General features: G+C 47.3%; 19 protein-coding genes. 7 read left to right on the forward strand and 12 right to left on the reverse strand.

What is annotated here, in order from left to right; translation table 11 throughout:
• Nucleotides 1-43: 43 nt before the first annotated feature.
• Nucleotides 44-421, reverse strand: a complete 378-nt coding sequence (locus PGW97_RS20230; RefSeq protein WP_047885746.1) for a DUF3319 domain-containing protein — start codon at nt 419-421, stop codon at nt 44-46.
• A gap of 213 nt (nt 422-634) precedes the next feature.
• Here PGW97_RS20230 and PGW97_RS20235 point away from each other — a divergent pair, with 213 nt between their 5' ends.
• A complete protein-coding gene (locus PGW97_RS20235) occupies nt 635-1,606 on the forward strand; it encodes a tyrosine-type recombinase/integrase (RefSeq protein ID WP_273860571.1) in 972 nt (323 codons plus the stop codon).
• Between the two features lie 111 nt (nt 1,607-1,717).
• Here the strand turns inward: PGW97_RS20235 and PGW97_RS20240 are convergent, their stop codons facing one another.
• The 6 genes from PGW97_RS20240 to PGW97_RS20260 all read right to left on the reverse strand — a co-directional run bounded on the left by PGW97_RS20240 (nt 1,718) and on the right by PGW97_RS20260 (nt 6,300).
• Complete coding sequence (locus PGW97_RS20240; RefSeq protein ID WP_273860572.1) at nt 1,718-2,359, reverse strand: putative adenosine monophosphate-protein transferase Fic; 642 nt, start codon at nt 2,357-2,359, stop codon at nt 1,718-1,720.
• Nucleotides 2,349-2,543 carry a YhfG family protein gene (locus PGW97_RS25215; protein ID WP_443147136.1) on the reverse strand — a complete coding sequence of 65 codons (195 nt, stop codon included), beginning with the start codon at nt 2,541-2,543 and terminating at the stop codon, nt 2,349-2,351. The genes PGW97_RS20240 and PGW97_RS25215 overlap by 11 nt, the downstream gene beginning before the upstream one ends.
• Nucleotides 2,544-2,683: 140 nt before the next feature.
• Entirely contained in the window at nt 2,684-3,676 is a 993-nt protein-coding gene (locus tag PGW97_RS20245; RefSeq protein ID WP_273860573.1) for a D-alanine--D-alanine ligase, read from the reverse strand.
• Nucleotides 3,677-4,068: 392 nt separating this feature from the next.
• Nucleotides 4,069-5,082, reverse strand: coding sequence for an ACR3 family arsenite efflux transporter (gene arsB / locus PGW97_RS20250; protein WP_217393886.1), 1,014 nt, complete (start codon nt 5,080-5,082; stop codon nt 4,069-4,071).
• 132 nt (nt 5,083-5,214) lie between these two features.
• Nucleotides 5,215-5,568 carry an ArsR/SmtB family transcription factor gene (locus PGW97_RS20255; RefSeq protein WP_273860574.1) on the reverse strand — a complete coding sequence of 118 codons (354 nt, stop codon included), beginning with the start codon at nt 5,566-5,568 and terminating at the stop codon, nt 5,215-5,217.
• Between the two features lie 207 nt (nt 5,569-5,775).
• Entirely contained in the window at nt 5,776-6,300 is a 525-nt protein-coding gene (locus PGW97_RS20260; protein ID WP_217393888.1) for an SPOR domain-containing protein, read from the reverse strand.
• Nucleotides 6,301-6,467: 167 nt separating this feature from the next.
• On the opposite strand from PGW97_RS20260, the gene PGW97_RS20265 reads away from it, so the two are divergent.
• A complete protein-coding gene (locus PGW97_RS20265; RefSeq protein WP_047885751.1) occupies nt 6,468-6,977 on the forward strand; it encodes a DUF2301 domain-containing membrane protein in 510 nt (169 codons plus the stop codon).
• 269 nt (nt 6,978-7,246) lie between these two features.
• The gene (locus PGW97_RS20270; protein WP_273860575.1) at nt 7,247-9,937 is read left to right on the forward strand and encodes a bifunctional acetate--CoA ligase family protein/GNAT family N-acetyltransferase; all 2,691 of its coding nucleotides are present in this window, start codon (nt 7,247-7,249) and stop codon (nt 9,935-9,937) included.
• A 191-nt stretch (nt 9,938-10,128) separates the two neighbouring features.
• Here the strand turns inward: PGW97_RS20270 and PGW97_RS20275 are convergent, their stop codons facing one another.
• Nucleotides 10,129-10,992, reverse strand: a complete 864-nt coding sequence (locus PGW97_RS20275; protein WP_047886304.1) for a LysR family transcriptional regulator — start codon at nt 10,990-10,992, stop codon at nt 10,129-10,131.
• 939 nt (nt 10,993-11,931) lie between these two features.
• The gene (locus PGW97_RS20280; RefSeq protein WP_047885753.1) at nt 11,932-13,212 is read right to left on the reverse strand and encodes an NRAMP family divalent metal transporter; all 1,281 of its coding nucleotides are present in this window, start codon (nt 13,210-13,212) and stop codon (nt 11,932-11,934) included.
• A gap of 499 nt (nt 13,213-13,711) precedes the next feature.
• Between PGW97_RS20280 and PGW97_RS20285 the strand changes: the two genes are divergently transcribed.
• From PGW97_RS20285 to PGW97_RS20300, 4 genes are all read left to right on the forward strand, one after another.
• Nucleotides 13,712-17,278 carry an intermembrane phospholipid transport protein YdbH family protein gene (locus tag PGW97_RS20285; RefSeq protein ID WP_273860576.1) on the forward strand — a complete coding sequence of 1,189 codons (3,567 nt, stop codon included), beginning with the start codon at nt 13,712-13,714 and terminating at the stop codon, nt 17,276-17,278.
• 104 nt (nt 17,279-17,382) lie between these two features.
• Nucleotides 17,383-17,598 (forward strand): YnbE family lipoprotein, encoded by a 216-nt coding sequence (locus tag PGW97_RS20290; RefSeq protein ID WP_047885755.1) that lies wholly within the window; start codon nt 17,383-17,385, stop codon nt 17,596-17,598.
• A gap of 18 nt (nt 17,599-17,616) precedes the next feature.
• On the forward strand, nt 17,617-17,940 hold the full coding sequence (locus tag PGW97_RS20295) for a YdbL family protein (RefSeq protein ID WP_047885756.1): 324 nt from the start codon (nt 17,617-17,619) through the stop codon (nt 17,938-17,940).
• 149 nt (nt 17,941-18,089) lie between these two features.
• Nucleotides 18,090-19,040 (forward strand): YeiH family protein, encoded by a 951-nt coding sequence (locus PGW97_RS20300; RefSeq protein WP_047885757.1) that lies wholly within the window; start codon nt 18,090-18,092, stop codon nt 19,038-19,040.
• Nucleotides 19,041-19,846: 806 nt separating this feature from the next.
• On the opposite strand, the gene PGW97_RS20305 is transcribed toward PGW97_RS20300, so the two are convergent.
• The 3 genes from PGW97_RS20305 to PGW97_RS20315 all read right to left on the reverse strand — a co-directional run bounded on the left by PGW97_RS20305 (nt 19,847) and on the right by PGW97_RS20315 (nt 22,561).
• Nucleotides 19,847-20,740, reverse strand: coding sequence for an alpha/beta hydrolase (locus PGW97_RS20305; RefSeq protein ID WP_273860577.1), 894 nt, complete (start codon nt 20,738-20,740; stop codon nt 19,847-19,849).
• Nucleotides 20,741-20,870: 130 nt separating this feature from the next.
• Nucleotides 20,871-22,172 carry a Y-family DNA polymerase gene (locus PGW97_RS20310; RefSeq protein WP_107193873.1) on the reverse strand — a complete coding sequence of 434 codons (1,302 nt, stop codon included), beginning with the start codon at nt 22,170-22,172 and terminating at the stop codon, nt 20,871-20,873.
• Between the two features lie 5 nt (nt 22,173-22,177).
• Nucleotides 22,178-22,561: a LexA family protein gene (locus PGW97_RS20315; RefSeq protein WP_047886305.1), complete on the reverse strand. Its 384-nt coding sequence runs from the start codon at nt 22,559-22,561 to the stop codon at nt 22,178-22,180.
• Between the last annotated feature and the right edge of the window lie 107 nt (nt 22,562-22,668).

Raw genomic sequence — 22,668 nt, forward strand, 5'->3', positions numbered from 1 at the left:
CGTTTGCAAAAAACGCCCCGTCCAGGGCGTTTTTTGTTAACAGTCATTTGTTCTGAGCTTGCAGTTGCTGGCGTTTCTGTATCACGATATCCAAGTGCTGTTTTATTGCAGCCGGGGTGCCTTTTAACAACCGGCTACCAATAATGACGTACCATTGATTATTCTCTCCGGAATCGTTCATTAGCTTGAAGCCCTTGTACTCTTCAACTTTGGTCTGAGTGAGTCGGGCCGGATTATTCTGCCCTGCTACCAGTTTGTTAGGTGGCATAAAGGTCTTTGTTTCACACCACCAATCGATACTCTTCTTTATTAATGTCAGCTTCGAAGAAACTGACTGCCCCCCAATGATGCATTTCCAATCATCCGGATGGCCAGACGCATTTTCAATAGTGTGGCCGCGATGGAATACTCTTTTTTTCATTATTGCCTCATCACTCGGAGCCTAACAAACATTCCGGCATCACAGCGAGTTACTGCACTCATATTCAACCAGAATGAAAACACCAACAAACTACGTGGTGTGTCATTGATAGACGAATAATTGTTATCTGGAATTAATTATATAGTAGATAACGCGAGACATAAATCCGAATGATATACTCTTAAAATTATGGTGCGCTAGCTAAGGTGAAAAATGGCAAAACAGATAACCCCAATTTCTGACGAACTCGCCTCACAACACAGTCAGGCTATATTTCGCCAGCCTCTCGAAAGTGTTGAACCTTTGAACAAACTGACACGAGGCCAATATGCAAAAAATACCCTAGTATCGTTTAAAAATGACTGGAACAGCTTTCTTGCTTTCTGTATTGAGCATAAGGTTCCAGCTTTGCCAGCAAAAGCAGATACAGTCCATCGCTACATCGAGCAAATGGCGAAGACGCGTAAACTCGCCAGTCTCAAACGTTACCTTGTCACACTTTCATTAGTGCACCGTTGTCACACACTACCCGACCCTTGTGCACAAACTGAAATTCGGCTTGAAATGAAAAAGCAGCAGTTAGAGAAACACGATGATTATCAAAACGCATCGGCATTTCGAGATGAGCATTTGCAGTCTCTGTTGTTACGCTTTGAACTATCGACCAAGCCTAAAGATATTCGAGATTTGGCAATTTGGGCTGTGATGTTTGAGGCTATGTTAAAGCGTAGCGAACTGGCGAATCTCTCCGTTGAAAATTTGTCAATTCATCCAAACGGGATGATTGATTTGTGCATCAAAAATGACGTGATTGCGCTGAGTTCTGTCGCGTCAAAAGCTCTGCAACGGTGGTTAGTGACCGGCATGATAGACAATGGTTTTGTTTTTCGCCGGATAGACCGTCATGGAAACATTGGAGATTCCCCTTTGGATCACTCCTCGGTTTATCGTGTTTTTCGTCGAGCCAGTGACGAATTAGGACAACCAGAGTCTTCTCTGTTTTCCGGCCAGTCTCCTCGAGTTGGAGCCTCACAAGATCTCGCTGAATCCGGATGCTCAATAAAAGATATTCAAGAACAAGGCCGCTGGAAAAGCCCGGCAATGCCGGCTCAGTATGTCGGTAACAAAGACAGGCATGACAAAGAAATCGCGAAGTATATTAAGCCCAAGCCCTGGGAACGCTAGTTGTTATTAGCTGGCTTTTTACAATGTGGGGATATATTAGATTCATAAACAGATAAAAAGTTATAGTGCATTAGATATAGTAACTAAACATGGTTCGCAATGTTTTTCCAGTTACTCTTCCTTCGGTGCATCCGTCCAGTGTTCTTGGTAACCAACTTGTCGATCAATAGGCACAGTAATTCGTGCAAAAAGGCCTTTCAACTGAGTAAGGTTACCAAAATAACCGGCTTGGTTAGCATCAACCCATTCCGACAAGTTGATTCCTTCCCAACATAATTCATAGCCGGCATTGATCGATAATATCTCGAAAAATATCCGCTGCACTCGCCCATTCCCTTCCCGGAAAGGATGTATAACGTTGAGTTCACAGTAATAATGGGCAATGCGTTCAATAAACTTATCTAGAGGTAGTCCGCAGAGATAACCTTCTTCAGCCAAAGACAGCAACAACTTGTTGGTTTCTCTTATAATGTTTTGCCAGTGACAGAAACGCGTTTCACCTTTGGTAATGTCGACCTGGCGGGGTTGTCCTGCCCAGCGGTACAAATCCTGAAACAGAATTCGGTGGATTTTTTGGAGGTAATCGAGAGTGAAGTTATTGAATTCAGGCTCAAAGTGTTCCGCCCGAACTCGTGTGAAGTCACGTTCAGCGGCTTCAAGTTCATCTTCATCTTTAATGGATAACAGGTTGATTAAGACGCTGGAGCCAGGATAGCAATCAGGGTCATGATCAACATCATATTTATCTCGCATACCGTAACGTCAAGTCTGCAATCTGTTCCGATTCACTCTTTGATACGCATTCGGGGTCATGGGTTTCCCCTTCCTGATGAATCCCTTCTAAGCGCAAACTGGCCCGGTAATTCTTGTTTTGTAAACGCTTAAAATGCGCCTTTTTTTCTTCTTCTGTTAGCATGGCTTTATAATCCGATAGCATCCATGTACCACTCAGGTTGCTAACCAGTTTAACTGATTATAACCAATGCAATCCGGAGCTGATGCAGCTGTTGCCCGTTTCGCTCACAATTCTCACGATTAAAAATGAGAAAAAGCCGGGAATTTCCCGGCTATGACTGATTATTGCACCGCGTTCTTAATTGCCTGTTCCAGAAATGCCTTAAAGTCATGTCCATAATGCTGAAGCATTTTGGGGAACATTGAGATAGGCGTCATCCCTGGGAATGTGTTGATTTCGTTAAGCAAAATCTCGTTATCTTCACTCAGGAAAAAATCAATACGTGACAAATCTTTCAGCTTCATGTGGATGAACGCTTTACGAGCATACTCACGAATCTGATCCAGCTGTTCATCCTTCAGATTAGCGGCTTCTACTGTCGTACTGGAATGACTGTCTGCGCTGTACTTTTCTTCGTAGCTATAGAACTGATCTTCCGGACAAGTGACTTCACCCGGCTTTGTAATAATCAGTTCGTCGCCGTATTGGTACGCAGCAACTTCCAATTCACGAGGCTTAATTGCTTTTTCAATCAGTACTTGTTTAGAGAAGGTGAAAGCATTATTGATCGCCAGCCCCAATTCATCGCGATTCGTTACACGGTAACAGCCAACTGATGACCCCTGACTCGCGGCTTTGACAAACAGTTTGCCCCACTTATCCAACGCCTGCTCAGCCTGATGGTAAGCATCATCGTTATTCTCACTGAGAAAAATATACGGCGTGTTCGGGATACCCAACGTGTCAAACCACAGTTTGGTGGTAATTTTATTGAAGCAATTCGTGCTCGCTTCCGGACCACAGCCCAGGTATGGCAATTTTGCCATTTCCAGAAAAGACTGGATATCACCCGTTTCCCCTGGGAAGCCATGAATACAAGGAATGACATAATCCACTTTACGGCTGACTTCACCCTCAACCAATGTCTGATCAAGATTCAAACGGCACAATGCGCCTTCAGCGTTGTACCAGCCATCATTTTTCATTTCGACACGGGTGTAGGTAATGGCGTCAATCTGCTGGAGTTGCTGCTCAATGAAGTTAGCAGATACGAGAGAGACTTCATGTTCGGAGCTTCCGCCACCGCACAGGAGTAATACGTGGATTGAACTCATTATCATCCCTTGTTGTTATCGCTGGCCACAGGTGCCAGTTTTAAATCACAAATAGCACTTCTCACTCAGTCGCTGAGTGGTGCATTTTTTCAATTAGTTCTAATAGTAATAAAAAAAAGGCGGCTATTGCACCTTCTATCGGTAACTAGCGCCATATCTTTCACGGAAATGACATTCATCAGCTCAATTTACCAGCAATCATGCTCGGTTTAACCACTCATGGGAAGTTCAACGCTATAATTCCCCTGCTTAAATCGAGCAATGCCCAGAACCCAAAGTCCAAAACCTCATAAAAAAGCATCGCCCTATATGCTCTTCAGTAGCATATAGATGCGATGCTTCTCGCTGTTCAACGGATTGGTGGGTCTGCTGGGTCTGGGTGTTAGCCAGCTTTACACTGCAGCAAACTGGCCTCGGGTCTTGTTTGCATAAGCAACCAGAGATAGCATCACCGGCACTTCAACAAGAACCCCAACAATCGTGGCCAGTGCTGCCCCTGAATGTACCCCAAATAAACTGATAGCGACGGCAACAGCCAGTTCAAAGAAATTTGATGCACCGATCATCGCCCCCGGTGCTGCTACGTCATGCGGTTGTTTCCACTTTCTCATCCAGATATAGGCGATTGCAAATATCAGATACGTCTGCAGCAGCAAAGGAATCGCAATTAAAACAATATCAACCGGGTTCGCCAGAATGGTTTTAGCTTGAAACCCAAAGAGCAGAATCACAGTACCGACCAATCCCGCAATTGAAAACGGTTTCAACCCGGCAGACAGACGATTTAATGTTTCCTGCTGACGTACAACACGACGTGTCAACGCGCCAGCTAACAGCGGGACGACCACAAACAGTGAAACGGATAGAATCAACGTGTCCCACGGCACTGTTATATCTGTCACACCCAGCAAAAGCGCGGCAAGCGGAGCAAAGGCAACCACCATAATCAAGTCATTAATTGCCACCTGAACCAAGGTGTAATTGGCATCGCCTTTAGTCAGCTGACTCCAGACAAACACCATTGCCGTACATGGCGCGACTCCCAACAGAATCATACCGGCAATGTAATCTTCACCGACCTCGGGCGAAATCCAGTCCCCAAAAACATGTCTGATAAAAAACACGGCCAATAGCGCCATAGTGAACGGTTTAATCAACCAGTTCACTGTCAGAGTGATAATCAACCCCTTGGGACGCTGATGCACCTTTTTAACCGCAGAGAAATCGACCTGCATCATCATGGGGTAAATCATTAGCCAGATCAGTACCGCAATAACCAGGTTAATTTGCGCATACTGCATATCACCCAGCAGCGAAAATACGTCAGGAAACAGCATGCCCCCTGCCAGCCCCGCCAGCATACCCAAGCCAACCCACACGCTCAGAAAGCGTTCAAAAATGCCCATTGTCATCCTCTCGTTATATCTTTTTCATTCGGTTGTTAGTTGCCCTTAGGCATTGGCTTCACTTGAACCCACGTTGTAACAAACGTCTTTCTATTCCAAAGACCTAAGATCTTGTTCCCAAGTCAGTGCGCCTCAGTTACGTTTTGAACGATTGTCAGGGCAGCAGGCTGATAGCTTGTCAGGATGACATTCCGTGTCAGTTTTTCCGGCACAACAGTTTTCCGTCAGATACGCAATAAGATCCATCATCACCGGAATATTGGCACGATATCGCTGAAATCGCCCCTGCTGTTCAACGGATACCAGCCCAGCATGTAACATCGCTTTAAGGTGAAACGACAATGCATTCGGAGCGATGTCCATTTCACGGGCCATCTCTCCCGCCACTTTGCCTTCAAAACCAGCTTTAACCAGTAAACGCCAGGCATCAAGGCGTACGCCTGATGACAGAGAATCAAAAAGGGTTGTTGCTTGTTCAGTATTCATAACTTCAACATTACAAGAACTATTGAAACAATAGTCATGAGTATACACCATCGCTTAGGTGACGGAAGCAGACTTTTATAAATAATTGTTTTAATGAATGAGGGCTTATAAATCTGATTTGTTGCGAGACAGTCTAGTGGAGGTGCTTATAGGCTACCAGGCCGCTGAAACAACAAAAAAGCCGCTAAAGCGGCTTTAAAAAATAATTTAATTCAGGCGTGTCATCGTTGATGAAGCAGCGGAATCTTCAATGCTATCAAGCTGGCGAATGAAGGGGCCAAAAGTCTGAAGTGAATCAGGCAAAGAAGATAACGCTTTATGCGCAGCTTCTTTACTTGCGTAACGGCCGTAAAGCAACGTAAACCAAGGAGCACCATCGAGCTGCTTTTGATTTAACCAAACAGGCTGCCCAGATGGCAATTTACTGGCGTAATCAGGTAGTCCATCGTCCTTCCTTAGTGCCAATATTTGAATGGTATATCCTGATAAGGCAGTGCTGCTAGTACGTTCCTGTTCTGCCGCCTGCTCAATGACACCCGCCGCTTTGCTTAATTGAACCGCACGATGAACAACAAGATCCTCTTTTCTAATCGGAGTGGTTTGCTGTGTTTCGGCAGGTAAATCATAACGGGTATCTTCGATAACCGACGATACAACAATCTGGGTGGATTGATTCTCAGATGCACAACCGGTAAGAACAACGGCTGCAGCGAATACGGCGATTTTTTTCATGTTATATGGCCAGAGTCTGTGGAATTTCACTATTCTGCCGCTGTATTTTGCCCCATTCAACCCTAACTTTAAGATAGATCAATAAGTAACGTTAAATTCCACTGCAGCATACGGACTTTTGACTGCACCTGATACGTATCAGGACCACTTTTCTAGGAGCTTTTACCATGGCTGACCCACAAATTCAGTGCCAACTGGATGCGATTGATAAGCTTACCGTTATTTTATATCGTTCGGCGCTGACAGCCGGTAGCGGATTAATGTCAGTTGCCGCCTGGGAAAACGATTTTGCAGCAACCGGCCTGATTATGGCGGCTTTGATAGCAACCACCACCGTCCATATTTATGACAAACGTTTCCGCTGGCTTATCCTCGGCAGTGCCTTGTTTGCCACCTTGTGGCAATTATCTGGCTTGTGGGCTCCGCTGGGCCTAGGTGCGGCCTTGTTTGCCTTCAGCGCCTTAGCGGTCAAAGAGTATTACTGCTTCAAGCTGAAAGTGCTGCTGATCACCCCATTGGTTCTGGCCGGATTCTGGGCCGGCTTAGTACTAAGCATTCCCCAATTGATGATTGCCTGCAGCATGGCTGGAGCTATCTTACTGGCTGTCGCGGCTTTTTCGAAATGGCGTATGCCCCTGCACTACGACATTGGGGACAAATCCCGCTATGAAGTGTAATCCTGCTCTCTTGCGTACCTAAGACGTTTTATCGAGAGGTTTTATTGACAGATATTATTGATAGGTGTTCTCCAGAGAAGCGAGTCAATTTTCAGCTTGGCGACCAAATATACATTAGCAGTTTGACCCTGTTTTATTGTGCATATTCATAGATATGAGAGGCTGACAGTGCCCAGATATCTTGCCGTTGATCACAGCTCCTGCACTTTAGTCAGACACTCCTGACGGCATTCGTTACACTCTTCTGAAATTGTCTGGAGAGTGGTGCCATGGAAGGAATCGATAAGCTTCTCAAACCGAAATCAGTCACCGTTATCGGCGCTTCTGATAATCCCAATCGCGCCGGTAATGTCGTCATCCGAAACTTATTATCAGGCTCATTTCATGGCCCCATCATGCCCGTCACTCCAAAGTACGAAGCGGTTGCTGGTGTTTTGGCCTACCCGACCATAGACAGCCTGCCTCGGGTGCCAGACCTTGCCATTGTTTGTACCAATGCTCATCGTAACGTAGAAATCATCAGACAGCTCGGAGAAAAAGGCGTAAAAGCTGCCATCGTGCTGGCCGCAGGAATGAATCAAATCCTCCATGATGGTGAAACCGATGAAAAACGTATGTACGCGGTTGCTAGACAATACAACATGCGCCTTGTCGGCCCGAACAGCATGGGGCTTATTTTACCCTGGCTGAATCTGAATGCGTCTTTCTCTCCGATCTCTGCCCATAAGGGTAATATTGCGTTTATTTCACAATCGGCGGCGGTTTGTACCACCATTCTCGATTGGGCTAAAAACAAAAATATCGGCTTTTCGACTTTCCTCTCTCTAGGCGACGCTTGCGATGTGAATTTCGCTGAATTGCTGGATTACTTGTGTCGCGACAGCAAAACAGAAGCCATTCTGCTGTATATCGACTCGGTTAAAGATGCCCGCCGTTTTATGTCTGCAGCGCGAGCCGCCGCCCGTAACCGCCGTATTCTGGTCGTAAAAAGCGGTCGTACCCGAGCTGGCAGCGCAGCGGCACAATTACATACCGGCGGGCCAGCGGGATTAGATGCCGTTTACGATGCTGCAATCCGACGCTCCGGTATGCTCCGGGTAAACAACACCCATGAGCTGTTTGCTGCGGTCGAAACCCTTGCCCACTCCGTGCCATTACGTGGTGAGCGTCTGGCCATTCTGACCAATGGTGGTGGCCCTGCCATCCTTGCTGTTGATGCGCTGGCCGACCGCGGCGGTAAACTGGCGCAGCTGAGCGAACAAACCATCGCGAAATTATCTGAAGTCCTGCCCTCAACCTGGTCAAAGGCCAACCCAATAGACATTATTGGTGACGCAGACATTCAGCGCTACGAGAAAGCCATTAACATCCTGCTGGACAGCGATGACTTCGATGCCCTGCTGATCATGCACTCACCATCCGCCATTGCCCGCGGAAACAATACCGCCAAAAGACTGGTTGAGGTGATTAATCAGCACCCAAGAAAACGGAAATTTAATATTCTGACTAACTGGTCTGGTGAAGACGAAGCGATAGAATCTCGCCGGATTTTTACCGACGCCGGTTTTCCTGCTTATCGGACACCGGAAAGTGCCGTTTCAGCCTTCATGCACTTGGTGGAATACCGTCGAAACCAGAAACAACTGATGGAAACCCCGGTTTCCTTCGGTGAAATCCAAGCCAACCCGAAACATGTACGTGATGTTGTTAACCACCTGCTGGCGCAGGGTATCCACCAGCTGGAAACACATGAAATACGACCGGTGCTGGAAAGTTACGGCTTCCAGACACTCCCGACGTGGATTGCCGATGACCCGGCTGAAGCTGCTTACATCGCGGAGCAAATTGGTTATCCGGTCGCGGTAAAACTTCGCTCCCCGGACATTCGTCATAAATCCGAGGTACATGGCGTATTGCTGCATTTGCGTACCGCCGCTGAAGTGGCTAACGGTGCGCAGGCCATACTGGATCGCGTCTCTCTCGAATACCCTAACGCACGTATTGATGGCCTGCTGGTGCAACGTATGGCTCGCCGTGCGGGCGCACAGGAACTGCGAATCTCTGTCTACGATGACCCGATCTTCGGGCCTGTCATTTTACTGGGTGAAGATGCCGCTGAATGGGACATCCACAAGGATGCCGCTGTTGGGATTCCGCCACTCAACATGGCGCTGGCGCGCTATATGGTGATAAATGCCATTAAAACCGGCAAGATTCGTCAACGTAACCTGCCGGAACGTATAGATATACCAGCGTTGTGCAAACTACTGGTGAAAATTTCACAGTTGATTATCGACTGTCCGGAAATTCAGGATCTGGATATTCACCCACTGCTGGCTGCTGGAGAAGAAATGACGGTTATCGACGCATCCATGACCCTGCGTGAATTTGAAGGGGATCGCCAGCGTCGACTCGCCATTAGGCCGTATCCAAAAGAATACGAGGAACAAGTTGCCCTCAAAGATGGCAGCATGATCCTTCTGCGCCCGATTCTGCCTGAAGATGAACCAATGCATGCCGAGTTCATTTCGCGGGTCTCTATGGACGATTTATACAAGCGCTTTTTCTCTGACGTCGGTGAGTTCAATCACGAAGCGCTGGCCAATTTCACCCAGATTGATTACGACCGGGAAATGGCTTTTGTCGCGGTTCGCGAAGAGATCAATAAAAACGGTGAAGCCGTGCCGTCGATCATCGGTGTGACTCGTGCATTATCCGACCCTGACAACATTGAAGCCGAGTTTGCCATTCTGGTTCGTTCAGATCTGAAGGGGATCGGATTGGGAAGCATTTTGATGAATAAGATCATTCGTTACAGCCGTGAGCGAGGCTTGAAGCGAATGACCGGCATTACTATGCCTTCAAACCGGGGAATGATCATGCTGGCACAGAAAGTGGGTTTTGAGATCGACGTGCAAATGGAAGACGGCATTGTTGAGATGCTGTTACCGCTGGAGTAAATCATGCTCTCCTATTGGTGATTTAAGCTTCTTTTGATCATTTGACCTACCTGTCGATACATCAAGATCGTACAGAAACGCAGAAACTCGATACTGCATTGCTCATCCAGGATCGGCATGGTTTTCCCTGCCGATCCGAGCCAGCGGAGCACTGGATATGAGGCAAACCGGAGTTATCACCCCGACAGAAACTAGTGTTGTTGCTTTTTCCACATTGATTCAATGTACTGGATACACCAACTCTTAGCTTTACCCATCCGGCTACGGTTCCAGGCCAGTACAATATCCAGCTCAAACACCGGGTTATCACCTATCACCATTAGCTCGCCTTTATCTATGGCTTCTTGCGCGTAACTATATGTCATGGTGGCAATACCCAGGCCCGCTTTGAGTGCCTGAAGTTTGTCATGCATCGAAGTAACTGTAAGCAGCGGCTGATCATCCAAAATATTGTGGGTCAACGGCGGCAAGTGACGGGCCGTATCTGCAACGGCAATCCCGCGATATTGTTTGCGAACAGCAGGATCCAAAGGATTATCATGTTTATGGATTGGATGATCCGGGTGCGCAACCCACACGGCGTCCATTTTCCCCAATGGCTGAATTTTCACATCATGCGGTGCCACACTCGGGTTAGGTGAGATCAACAGATCTGCACGATCCTGCGCCAATGCCTCCCATGCACCGGCCAGAATTTCTTCACGAAAACGGATCTTTGTTTTACTTCGTTCAGCCAGCGCTTCGACAATGGGAAACAAGGTATCGACTTTAATCACACCATCATATGCGATAGTCAGTTCCAGCTCCCAGCCATGGGCCAGTGCGCTGGCATCAGAAATCATCTCGTCCGCTGCCGTCAGAAGTAAACGCCCTCTTTCAAGCAATAACTTACCGGCTTTGGTAAACACCGCTTTGTGGCCGGAACGGTCAAAGATAACCAAATCCAGATCCTGTTCCAGTTTCTGAACCTGATAACTGAGTGATGAAGGCGCTCTACCCAGCTCTTCCGATGCTGCTGCAAAGCTACCACGTCGATCAATCGCGTCCAGCACCATCAAAGCTTCAAATGATAATAGTTTGTTCACGCATTCTCCCAGTAAATGCTTGATATTCTTCCCTTGATATTAAACCGTTGCTGGCGATGAAAGCTAGCTGTTCCTTGTGTCTGTCTGTTTCTAATATCCGGCTGATTCTTCTATCTGACCGTTCAAGGCTGGCAACCACTTAAACATAACATCATTATTAACCATTCAGTCAAAAGAATATGTATTCAAAATCATATGTTATATCCCCGAAAAATTTCATACCTAAGTGATGCATTAATCAAAATTATGACTAAGCATTTGAATGTCATCCAAATTAAACGCCAAAAATTGATCTGAGCTAATAACACAGTCCAAACAATACACTACATTGCTTCACATTCAGCCAAGCTTATTCATGTCTGAGTTTAATGTCTGATTCAGGTTGATGTTTTTAATCGCTGACTGACAGCTTACGGTATCTGAAACATAGTCCGTCCCCTTGGCCACCAGCCAGAGTAGGTCATCCAGTCAGCGGATGCGGCTATTGACTGGATACAGGAACGGATATCTTTTTATACGATTGCTGTGGATCACGTCAGTAAACCGGTTCAGTCAGTAGCAGGCGTTAGAGAAATTACTAGGCAAGGTACTGCAAGCAATGTTAATTGGGGATATCTGAAGTGCACTGCAATCTCTGGCTTCGGCGATTCATGTAGTGAACCATCAGGCAGCACGCCCAATGCCAAATAAACGCCCTTTATAGGCAGAGGATAAAAAATCTGAACTCAGCAGCCCGACTTTGTTCGGGTAACCCATACGATTTCAAGTACGCAGTTTCACATTAACGGTGATTTGCCGGATACACAGACAGATTTCATCAGTCATCTTGTTGGTATCCGGCCTTTTTCTGTTGCTACTTAATCAAATTGTTTCTTAAATAAATGTCATCAATAAATAACTATCGCAAGCTTACATCAGCCATTTCCACCAGATGAATACCGCCAGGAAGCCAAACAAGTAAGTCAGGCCAATCCAAGACAGTACCTTCATACTACGACTCCATTGCAGTATTTTTGGCAAATCCGTTTTAGACACTAACCGGTAGTTCAGCAGGGCAAAAATCGGTGTGGTCATAAAGGCCAGAATCATGGCGAAGTCCAAAAGCGGCATCAATGCAGAACTGAAGAACAGAATAATCCCCATTGCCGCCACAGCCATAATGACCATCCAGGCATTGTGATATTTACGCTGTCCAACCGGTTTCCCCTGCAACAATAACTGAGCTTCGGCAACAGAGCGCGCATAACCATCAATAACGGTAATAGTACTGCCGTAAATACAGAAGAAAGCGACCAGTGCAATCAGGTAACGAGACCACTCACCAATTGTCGAAGCATACATACTCACCAGCTGATGGGAAAAGCCAATCCCTGAGGTTTTCAGTTCCGTCCCTGTGCCATGCAATACCAGTGCACCAAGTGACAAGAAGACAACAGCCAGAATCGCCGTTCCGATATAGCCAACATTAAAATCGAACAAAGCAGACTGCGCTGTCACCTGCTGCTCTTTGCACTGACTTTTCAGCCACAATGAGGTCAGACAGGAAATCTCAATCGGTGCTGGCATCCAGCCCATCATCACCACAATAAAGCCGATAGAAGCGATGCTCCATGCAGATGGCGCCTGAAAATCTGCTGGTGCGGCACTGCCTTTACCCGCTGCGATAACAACCGCAGACAAGGTGGCAATGACCAGCACACTCATGATAATTTTCGAAAGCCCATCCAACGCCTTATAGTGCCCGGCGGCCAGAATGATCAGGCACGAAGTCACCACGATACCTGATAACACAGGAAGTGACAGCGTCACCGGAAGAAAGTACCCCAGCAGACTGGAGCTGAAAAGTAACAGGGCTGCGGTGTTGACGATACCGGAGATAACACTCAGACCGGTAAACACCCAAAGATATCCCCGCCCCATGGTGTCATAACCCTGAATCAGACTGTTGCCCGTTCCCATTGTGTACTGAACACCTGCACGGAAAAATGGATATTTTAATAAGTTTACCAGCAGGATAAGTCCGGCGAGCTGCCAGCCATAAATGGCGCCGGCTTTGGTTGAGGCAACCAGATGGGATCCCCCCACAGCTGCCGTCGCCATCATGATACCCGGTCCTAAAGATTTGATAAGTTGTGTATAGGATTTTCTGCTGTTTTCAGCCACTGGCTGTACTGGCACGCTATCTGACATAATCACTTCCTGATGATTTTTATGTTTGTTGTGTTTACTGTGGTTGTTTATTCACCTTTCTCTCAGTTTTACGACCAATAATCAATATGGCCTGACAGCATGTTTAGTTGATTCAACCAACCACCTCACACATCAAGGAGGAATGTTCTGTTTCCAACCTCTGCAACTATCCAGATCTGCAGAAAACCAGTAGAAAAAAACAATAAAAAAATCATGCTATTTCATAAACTTCGAGACATCACAAAATTTTACTCTACCAATTAAAGCCTTTTGTGATCAGGAGAAAATTGTGCAATATCGATTTCAGCAAAGTGTTTGATTCAAGCGATAAATTTCCAACTTGCTGAGCACGGATTATGCTTAGTAAAGATAGTTAAAGTCTGGAAGCTGCGCGAATTGGTTAATGGAAAAGATCCCAAAGAAAGCGATGCCTAAGCCTGGAAGGCGACGTAATGGGCGCTATCGCAAGGTACGCCTGTTTGCGTATGGGATTTTTTTAATGCTCTGTATCATAGTGATACCAGCCATTCTTATCCCTCCCTGGCTGGCATCCCGCGGGGTCGAAATAAACGCCATATCCGGTATCTCACTGGGCAAGACCATCGTTATTAAGAAACTGAGTCTGTCCATCAACAAAACATTGCTGACAATAGAAAAGCTGACGCTGGAGCATTTTGTCGATGATGAGAGCCCAATCGCCGATTCGTCATGGCGCCTGTTCTCACCCAACCTCACCATTCGACTTGCACCCGAGATCCAGACGGCACTGGCGCAACAAAATCTGTCTTTTGGTCCAATAACGCTGAAGGATACGGCATTTGTTCTGACCGACCTCACCCAGCCGTATGTGTTCAGTGCTCAGGCCGAAACCGCCGATATGTTGCTGACTATCAATGGGGACAATGAAGTGCCTCAGCATCTGGAGGGCGTGAGCCTGGTTCTCACAACCTCTCCCTATGTTGCTCTGACAGGCATGGTAAACCAGGCAAATCTAACGCTGATTCACCCACAGGATATCCGACACTATCCTTATCCGCTGGTGTTACAACAGGGACATTTTTCGCTCAATTGGCAACCATTTAAAACACCACTGACGGTGCATCTGGCGAAAGTCCTGCCTGGCTGGGAAACCGTTGATGCCGACGTCTTACAATCCGGCAGTGATATTTCGGTAATGATGAACCTGCAGCAGCCCACCACCAGTATTCAGATACTGGCCGATAAGCTCATGCTGGCACCCCCAAAACAATTACCGGAATTTATTAAACCTCCCGAACAGGTTCATGAAGGGTTGCATCTGGGACAACTGATTTCAGGTTTGTCTCAATTGCCTCTGCAGACACTGAAAGTGAACCAGCTTACCTACGGCTCATTGATTCTCGATGCCCGGCTGGACCTTGAAACACCGCGTTATCTGATGAATGAACCCGCGCATAAAGCCACATTCCAGTTAAACGGTAAAGCGCTGGCGCCCGATCCATATGATCTCGGTATTCAGATCAAGCATACCGGCCCCAATGATGCCCATCTGACAGGCGAAATGACGTCGCCAGAGGGCCATCGGCTTTCGTGTCAGGGAGATATTTCATTTATCAGCCCACTACCGAAGTCGCTGTTCTGCGAAGCCAATGTCAAACAGACCGCGGCGTTGACCAAGAAGCTCAAGCTGTTTGATCTTCCTGACGCCACATTGGATCAACCCATCACCCTATCTGCCGTCCAGACGGATCTTCAGCTACGCAAAAAGATCCCCCCAGCATCTGACCAGGATCCGGACAACACACCAGATGAGAACCCTTCAGATCCTATTCAATCGAACAGATCCGGCATTCAACTGTTCCGAGAAGTCGAAAAGGCCAGTTATCGACTCTCTCTGACACTACCGAAAGCCATTCGCGTGAATCTGGGCGCGCTGGCGCTTAAGCATTCTCTCCTGACGAAAGTCAGACAAAAACCGCTACAGTCACTGTTACTCAATACTGATGGCCGACTACTGTTTGATGTCAACTATCAAAGCGATACGCTCTCTCTGAGCCTGGCTCCGCAAAATGAATCTCTGTCCTTCAGCAACACAGAGTTTGGCCATAAACTCGATCTTGTCTTTGATCAGCTAATCTGCGCGGTCACTCTCCGCACACAAGGCGAATCGTCTAAGCCACTTCATACGACAACCTCTTTGGTTTCATCAGCTATCCGGGAGACACCCATTTCGCCAACTCAGCAAAAACAACCACATCAGCCAAGCCAACTCAGTCAACCTGGCACGTTACAATGTCACTCAATCAGCCAGCTAGCGGCTGAAATAAAGGCCTTATATCCGACAGAAGATGTTACGGTAGAAAACGTGACCTTCAAGTCGACACTCGAAAGCCGATGGAGTGACAACGCCCTGACAATGGTGCTGAAACAGCCGACTTTGCAGGCTAAACACATACTGTTGCCGCGTAAGCAAGTCTGGCTGGAAAATCAGCTGGACAATGTGGTGGCACAGGCAGACGCCCTTACACTAAGTCAGCGTTTTCGTGATGATGAAACCCAGCAACTCACACTTTCTTCCGCAGAGACTTCTCCGCTGACAGTATCTGCCCGCTGGATCGGTCAGCAAATCATTGCCGAGGACACGGCCAGTAATGCTTCCGAAGTTTCCGGAAGCGGTACATCCGATAATCTGACCAACGCCACGACTTCCACAATTTTCACCAAGCCTTCTCAACGTCAGCAACGACGTAAACCTGATGACAAAAGCCAGCTACCGGTCCAGAAGTACGACGGTGAGTTTAATGCCGAGTTCAATGCAGTACAGCTTGCCTACCGACCCAAAGGCACACACCCGTCAAAGCCAAAAGGACAGCCCCGCGGATCCAATGCGAAATCGACTCTCCGGGCTGACGATCAAAAACCAGTCAGTTTGACATCCCAGTACAAAGCCGGAATCACGCTGAGCCAAAACGGCCAGCGTCTTCCCATGATTCGCAGTGAAGGAAAGGTATCGTTTGTTCCCGATACAGTGAATATCTCAGCCAATCTCCTCAATGGCAGGCATGCTGAGCTGGCGCGATTTCTCATCCAGCATGACTTTCCGACGCAAAACACAGACATCACGTTACAGCGTCACTCAATCCATTTCAGCCCTAAGCTGACTCTGAAAAAACATTACCTGCCCGGTCTGCCAATCGATTATGACCTGCATACCGGTACGCTGAGTTTTGATGCCCATTTTTCGAATCATGCACACCTGAACAACAGAAGCCGACCGCCCAAACGCGCACAGGCACATCAGTGGCAAGGACGATTTGGTCTTTATGCCAGTGAACTCGGCGGTTACGTCGGTAATACTCATTTTGCCGATCTGAGCGTGTCCCTGCTCGCGGAGCTTACGCCGAACGGATTCCGCTCTTTGCAACCTATTAGCCTGCACGCCAGTTACCTCAACATGGGAGTATTGCTGGAAAACCTCTATGCCGTTTTTGAGCTGGACACTGAAAAGTCTTTCTACCGACTAGACAGAGCCAATGCCAATACACTCGGCGGCTCTGTCAGCACCCACCAGATTACCAGTAACAGCCTGAAAACCATTCCCGCTATCCCTATCCTGATTCATGGTATCAGGCTGAATCAGCTGATAGATGCCGTGGATGGAAAAGATATTGTCATGACAGGCATTCTCGACGGCACTTTGCCCCTCAGTTTTTCAAATGGCAAACCCGTTATCGAGCATGGCAAGTTGCATGCACGATATCCGGGGGGGGTACTGAAATACAAGGAAGGCTCAAATATAGACAGGAATGTAGAAAACGCAGGCGAAAATAGTCTCTTGGTCGTGAGTAAGATTCTCAAAAATTATAACTACCACAATCTCACCATTCTTCTAGACTATTCTAAAGAAGGAAATCTGGATGTAAGTGCGATGTTCAAAGGGCATAATCCGGACGTGCTGTCCGGCCAACCCGTTAATTTGAACCTCAACATTCAGGAAAACATTCCGGCACTACTCAAGACACTCAGTGTCATTAATTCTTCTAAGCTGGAAAGTTTGTTTTTAAAGCAGATTGGTGTGGATAACTAGCGTTTTATGTTGCGCTGTTTTTGTATTCAAATTTGGGCTGCGCTATCACTTAACTCTTTCACTGAATTGAGGAAGTTGTATCGCCCGATTGAAGGTTGTAGCCAATGGACATCCAATTGAAGCTTTCTTACATACCTTTGTTTGTGGTCGTTTTCGGACTCATCCTGCTTATCAGCCTTCCCGGCTGTACCCCAACCGTTCAGGTTGCCGCGTCAGATAAACCTATCGAAGTGAATTTGAATGTTAAAATCGAACACGAAATCCGTATTAAAGTCGATAAGGAAATTGATGAGTTATTCAAAGATGATAAGGTTTTCTGAGTGGGCAGGGATTTGGCCATGAGAAACATACTGATTTTTATCATTTCGATGTTTTTCGCGCTGAGTGCCTACGCGCTTGACCTGCAACAGGCAAAAGATCAGGGACTCATTGGTGAGGCCAATACAGGTTTTGTCGCGCCTGTTACATCACGACCGTCACCCGCCATCAGGGATCTGGTCAATGCGGTTAACCGTGTTCGACAGGAACAATACCAGAAGATCGCCGTCACTCACGGGCTCACGGTGCGTGAGGTCGGCCATTTGGCGCATAAAAAAGCGATGGAAAAAACAGAACCGGGACATTACTATCAGGACCCTTCAGGAATGTGGGTCAAAAAATAAACTTTTGCTCCAGGCAATAACTTTAAGTAAAAAGCAATCAAAAGCCAATGTTCAGATTCTCTTAACCCTGGCATCAGATTTTTATAATTCTTCTTAACACAAAATCTCCTTATACTGTGCGCTTTATTACCCTACGCATTGACTACGCTATGATAACAGTTCGCACTTTTCTCTCGCAGTCGAACAAATCTGACGCCATTTTCTATATTGTTGCCTTACTCTGTCTGCTGCCCATCATCAGTTCCCCCATTGCCCTGGTACTCGGGTTTACACTGGCAACATTTGGATTAGTGCCTCACCGGTTTAATGTTGCTGCTTTTACCAAAAAACTGCTTTCTTACTCCATTATCGGGCTGGGGTTCGGGATTCACCTAAATCAGGCCATCGAAGCCAGTCAGAATGGTTTGGGCCTGATCGTTACTTCGATTTTTGCCACCTTATTACTCGGTTATCTTCTGACCCGTACTATGCGCCTGGAAGCTAAAACCGGCCACTTGATTGCGTCAGGAACAGCCATTTGCGGCGGCAGCGCTATAGCCGCTGTCGCGCCGGCCATCAATGCTAAAGATGATCAAACCTCGCTGGCGCTGGCTACGGTCTTTGTTCTTAATGCGATCGCCCTGTTTTTGTTCCCGGTTATCGGCCATGCGTTGGATATGAGTCAGCAGGCTTTCGGCACCTGGGCCGCCATTGCCATTCATGATACCTCATCCGTGGTTGGAGCAGCTGGCGCCTATGGTGATGAAGCGCTAAAGACCGCGACGACACTGAAGCTAGCCCGAGCCTTGTGGATCATTCCAGTAGCCCTGCTCAGTGCGATGCTGTTCAAAGGTAACCGCAAGAAAATTGGCGTGCCTTATTTCATTCTGTTTTACTGTGCCGCGATTGTGTTCGCGCATTTTGTGCCGAGTCTGCAACCAATTTATGACGGGATATTCTCAGCGTCAAAAAGACTGCTTGTGGTTTGCTTGTTCCTGATTGGCTCTGGTATCACTATTCAGAAATTGCGCGCGGCAGGATTAAAACCGCTTCTTTTAGGTGTATTGCTTTGGGTGGGTATTGGTGTCGGCTCCCTCTGCTACATCCAGTTCGCCGTGTAGTTTCTGATAAATGGGTGGGCTTATCTTCTTAGGCGTGGCTTTTGAAGCATAGATATTGAGACATAATTTTGAAACATAGCATTTGAGACTTACCTTTGAGGCTTACCTTCAAGGACTATATCTTTAGCGGGCCATTTGTCTTCTGATACTTATCCTCTGATAAAACGGGCTATTTTTGATCTTCAGTAGCCCGTTTTTTTGAAGGCAATCTTCTTCGTCCTCTCGCGTTTTTCCTCGCGTTTTTCACTTTCTTACATTAGCCATCAGCCGCTTTACATATTAAGAAAAAGATTCACTTGCCAGTTATTTTTCAGACTATTTTCCTGATGATCTTGCCCTGTCTCCGAGCGCTGCGATCAATATCACGATGAAGAAAGCCAGCATGACACAAACCGCACTGATCACACCTGTCGTCGCCACCGACATAGCCAATAATCCGAAAACAATACTTAACCAAACGTGTATCACGATATTGTGCGCCTTTCTCTGCGTTATCTCTGATGGAAATTATGTGCAAAGACAACGCATTGAGAAATTCGCTTTCACTCTATCAAAGAGGTTTTAGTTATATGAGAAAAAGAAAGACATACATTTTTATATAAGCATCCTTGCCATACAAGTATCCTTGCCGACTCTCGCTTTAATCATGTCCTTGTGGATCCCTGTCCTATCGTCTTTCCTTGGCCTATGGTATCCCTTTATCATCATGCCGACTCTTAAAGCACACTTAATGCCAAGAGAGGCGAGAAGAAACCCAATCCACACGTGGCAAACAGAACGGTTCACATACAAAACAGCGCAAACGATCAATTCACAGTATCCGGTGTATTTTCCCAGCCATGCTTTCTCACAAACTGGGTGTAAGCCGCTAATGCGTCATCCGAGTGCAGCAACGAGTGCTCATCAGTATTTTCAATCACGGCGACTGATTTTTTCCAGGAACGCTGCGCGGCAAAAAATCGTGCAGACAACTCAGCCGGTACCTGCGTATCCTCTCCAGCAATCAGCACCAATAAAGGGCCGTCAAATTCGGCCAGTGTCTGATAGTTATCCAAAGGCGCCAGATCTTCAGCAACCTGCTTTTCTCTCAACCATGTCCATTTATCGCCGTCCGTCGCCAGCTCATTAACCGTCGTCACCGGCGCTTCCACCACCAATGCCTGCTGAACACCCGCTTCTCTATTTTGCTGTGCGGCAATCTCTGCCACCCAGAATGTGCTCATTGCAGCGCCATGCAGGATCAAATATTCATGCTCATATCTCTGTTTAATGCTCTGGTACAACATATCGGTATCAGTTTTTAACTGAGCCAATGTTGGCCAGTAACCATGTTCATCGATACCACGCTGACGAAACGTCACCACATTCAGGCCAAGAAACGCCAACTGTCCCAGAATATCAGCATCATCCTGCTGATCGCGATACGGGGCTCCCCCCAGATAGAACACGGTATTATCACTGTCTTTTACGGACAAACGAACACCGCGGCTGAGATAACCGTCTGGCTGAATAACCCGAATTTCTTCGATTTCATGCTTATCTGGTCGGTACCAGTCGGACTGATAATATTGCTGGAGATTGAGCGGATGGCTGACCTTGTAGGCCAACACATCATCGCGCTCTAAAGAAGAGGTACAACCGCTGGTGAATGCGACCACCGGCAACAACAGCCATTTAAAGCAGGTGGCAATCACGCGCATGACTTATTTCCCTGTCGTATGAGTTTCCTGAGTAGATGGCGCGAACCATATGCCAGTTTATGGCATAACTCACCCGCATTCAGACATATTCTGGAGTGAGTGCAACATCTTTCTGATAGAAAAAGCAACGTCAGCATTTCGCAACTTGAAGCTCGTCAAGCCTTGTCGTCCACCGATTTGATCGAAATGCCTGTCGCATGTGCCAGTTACTGGTACTGATCACCGACGCTGGCTTGATGCCATTTTTAAACCGGGCATTCATCTGATCCGTCAATGCCATCAGATCCCGGCGCTTCATTTCCGCCAGAGCACTGGAATCAAACATATCCAGCTGAAACTGATCATTGTTGGCATCTGTTAATTCATCCAGGATCACGCCAATTTTTTGATATTCGTAACCGGGACGGTATATCTGTTCAAGTTGCTCAAGTGCACTGCTGAGAAACTGGCCGTTATCCTGACTCGGACAAAGCAGCGGTCTTGCACTGCTTCTGTTGTGCTGGGGTAAGTCTTTATAGCGATTCGTGCGTAAGAATACCCCGACTATTGCAGCCTGACTCCCTTGCCGACGCAACTTTTCACCGGCTCGCTGACAGTGGAAAGCCAGCGCAGAACGCAACGATTCCAGATCGCTGATACCGACACCAAAGCTACGACTTGACAAGATCTGCTTACGTTTCTCATCAATATCACCCGGCGCAATGCATGAGACCCCCTGCAGCTCCAACACGGTTCTCGCGAGCCCCACATTCCAGAGTCGACGCATATCCGCAGCACTTTTTTCCGATAATTCCAGCGCATTCTGAATCCCGGTGGTACGCAGCCGGGCCGCCGTTCTGGCTCCTATGCCCCAGATATCCTGAATATCAGTGCGCTCCAGTAACCAGCGTCGACGATGATCAGTATCAATTTGGATCACCCCATTTACCCGCTTCTCATACCGCTTAACAGCCTGATTACCCAGTTTGGCTAAAGTCGGGGTCGCGCCAATACCGACTCTGACAGGTAGCCCAATGTGCCGTTCAATTGTTTTCCGGATGTCATGACCGTAGCGGGTTAAACCGTCCAGCCTGAACCCATCCAGCCGGACAAACGCTTCATCAATGGAATACTGCTCCACGTGGGGTGAAAAACGGTGTAGTTCTTCAATAAACCGCCGACTCATATCGGCATACAGTGTGTAATTCGAACTTCGCACTTCAACGCCTTTGCGTCTGGCCTCACACTCGATTTTGAACCAGGGCGCACCACGCTGAATCCCTAGGGCTTTGGCTTCCTCAGAGATTGCCACGCAGCAACCGTCATTATTGGAAAGCACCACCACGGGTTTATTTGCCAGCTTGGGGTCGAAGAGCTTTTCACAGGAACAATAAAAGCTTTTGGCATCAACCAACGCCCATACCTGATCCCGATAGCCGTCCAATTCCGCCATCACCGTCACCCCATCAGGTTATGAATACTGCGCGTCACGACACCAAAAATCTCTGCATCTTCTGGTAACGGAAACGGTCGGTATGACGGATTTTCTGCCACAAGCCACCAGGCGTCGTCATGCCTGATCAATCGCTTACAGGTAAACTCATCATAAATTCGCGCCACCACGATCCGTCCCGGTACGATAGTTTCAGCCCGATCAACAATCAGCAAATCGCCGTCATAAATACCGGCCCCCATCATGGAATCGCCTGACGCCCGCAGCAGAAATGTCGCATTTGGATGGCGAATCAGATAGCTGTCTAAGTCCAACTCCTCCTGGTGTCCATCCGCCGGAGAAGGAAAGCCGCATTTCACCGATTCGATAAACAGAGGCACTGCACCCATCATTTACACTCTCAAAAGATACTGTATTTATATACAGTATAATCAGAATGGGATAGACTCGTCACCTGTGAAATGCGTTATGACAAGAACAACGTATAAACCTTAAT

The organism is Photobacterium sp. GSS17 (assembly GCF_028621875.1).
GTDB lineage: Bacteria > Pseudomonadota > Gammaproteobacteria > Enterobacterales > Vibrionaceae > Photobacterium > Photobacterium ganghwense.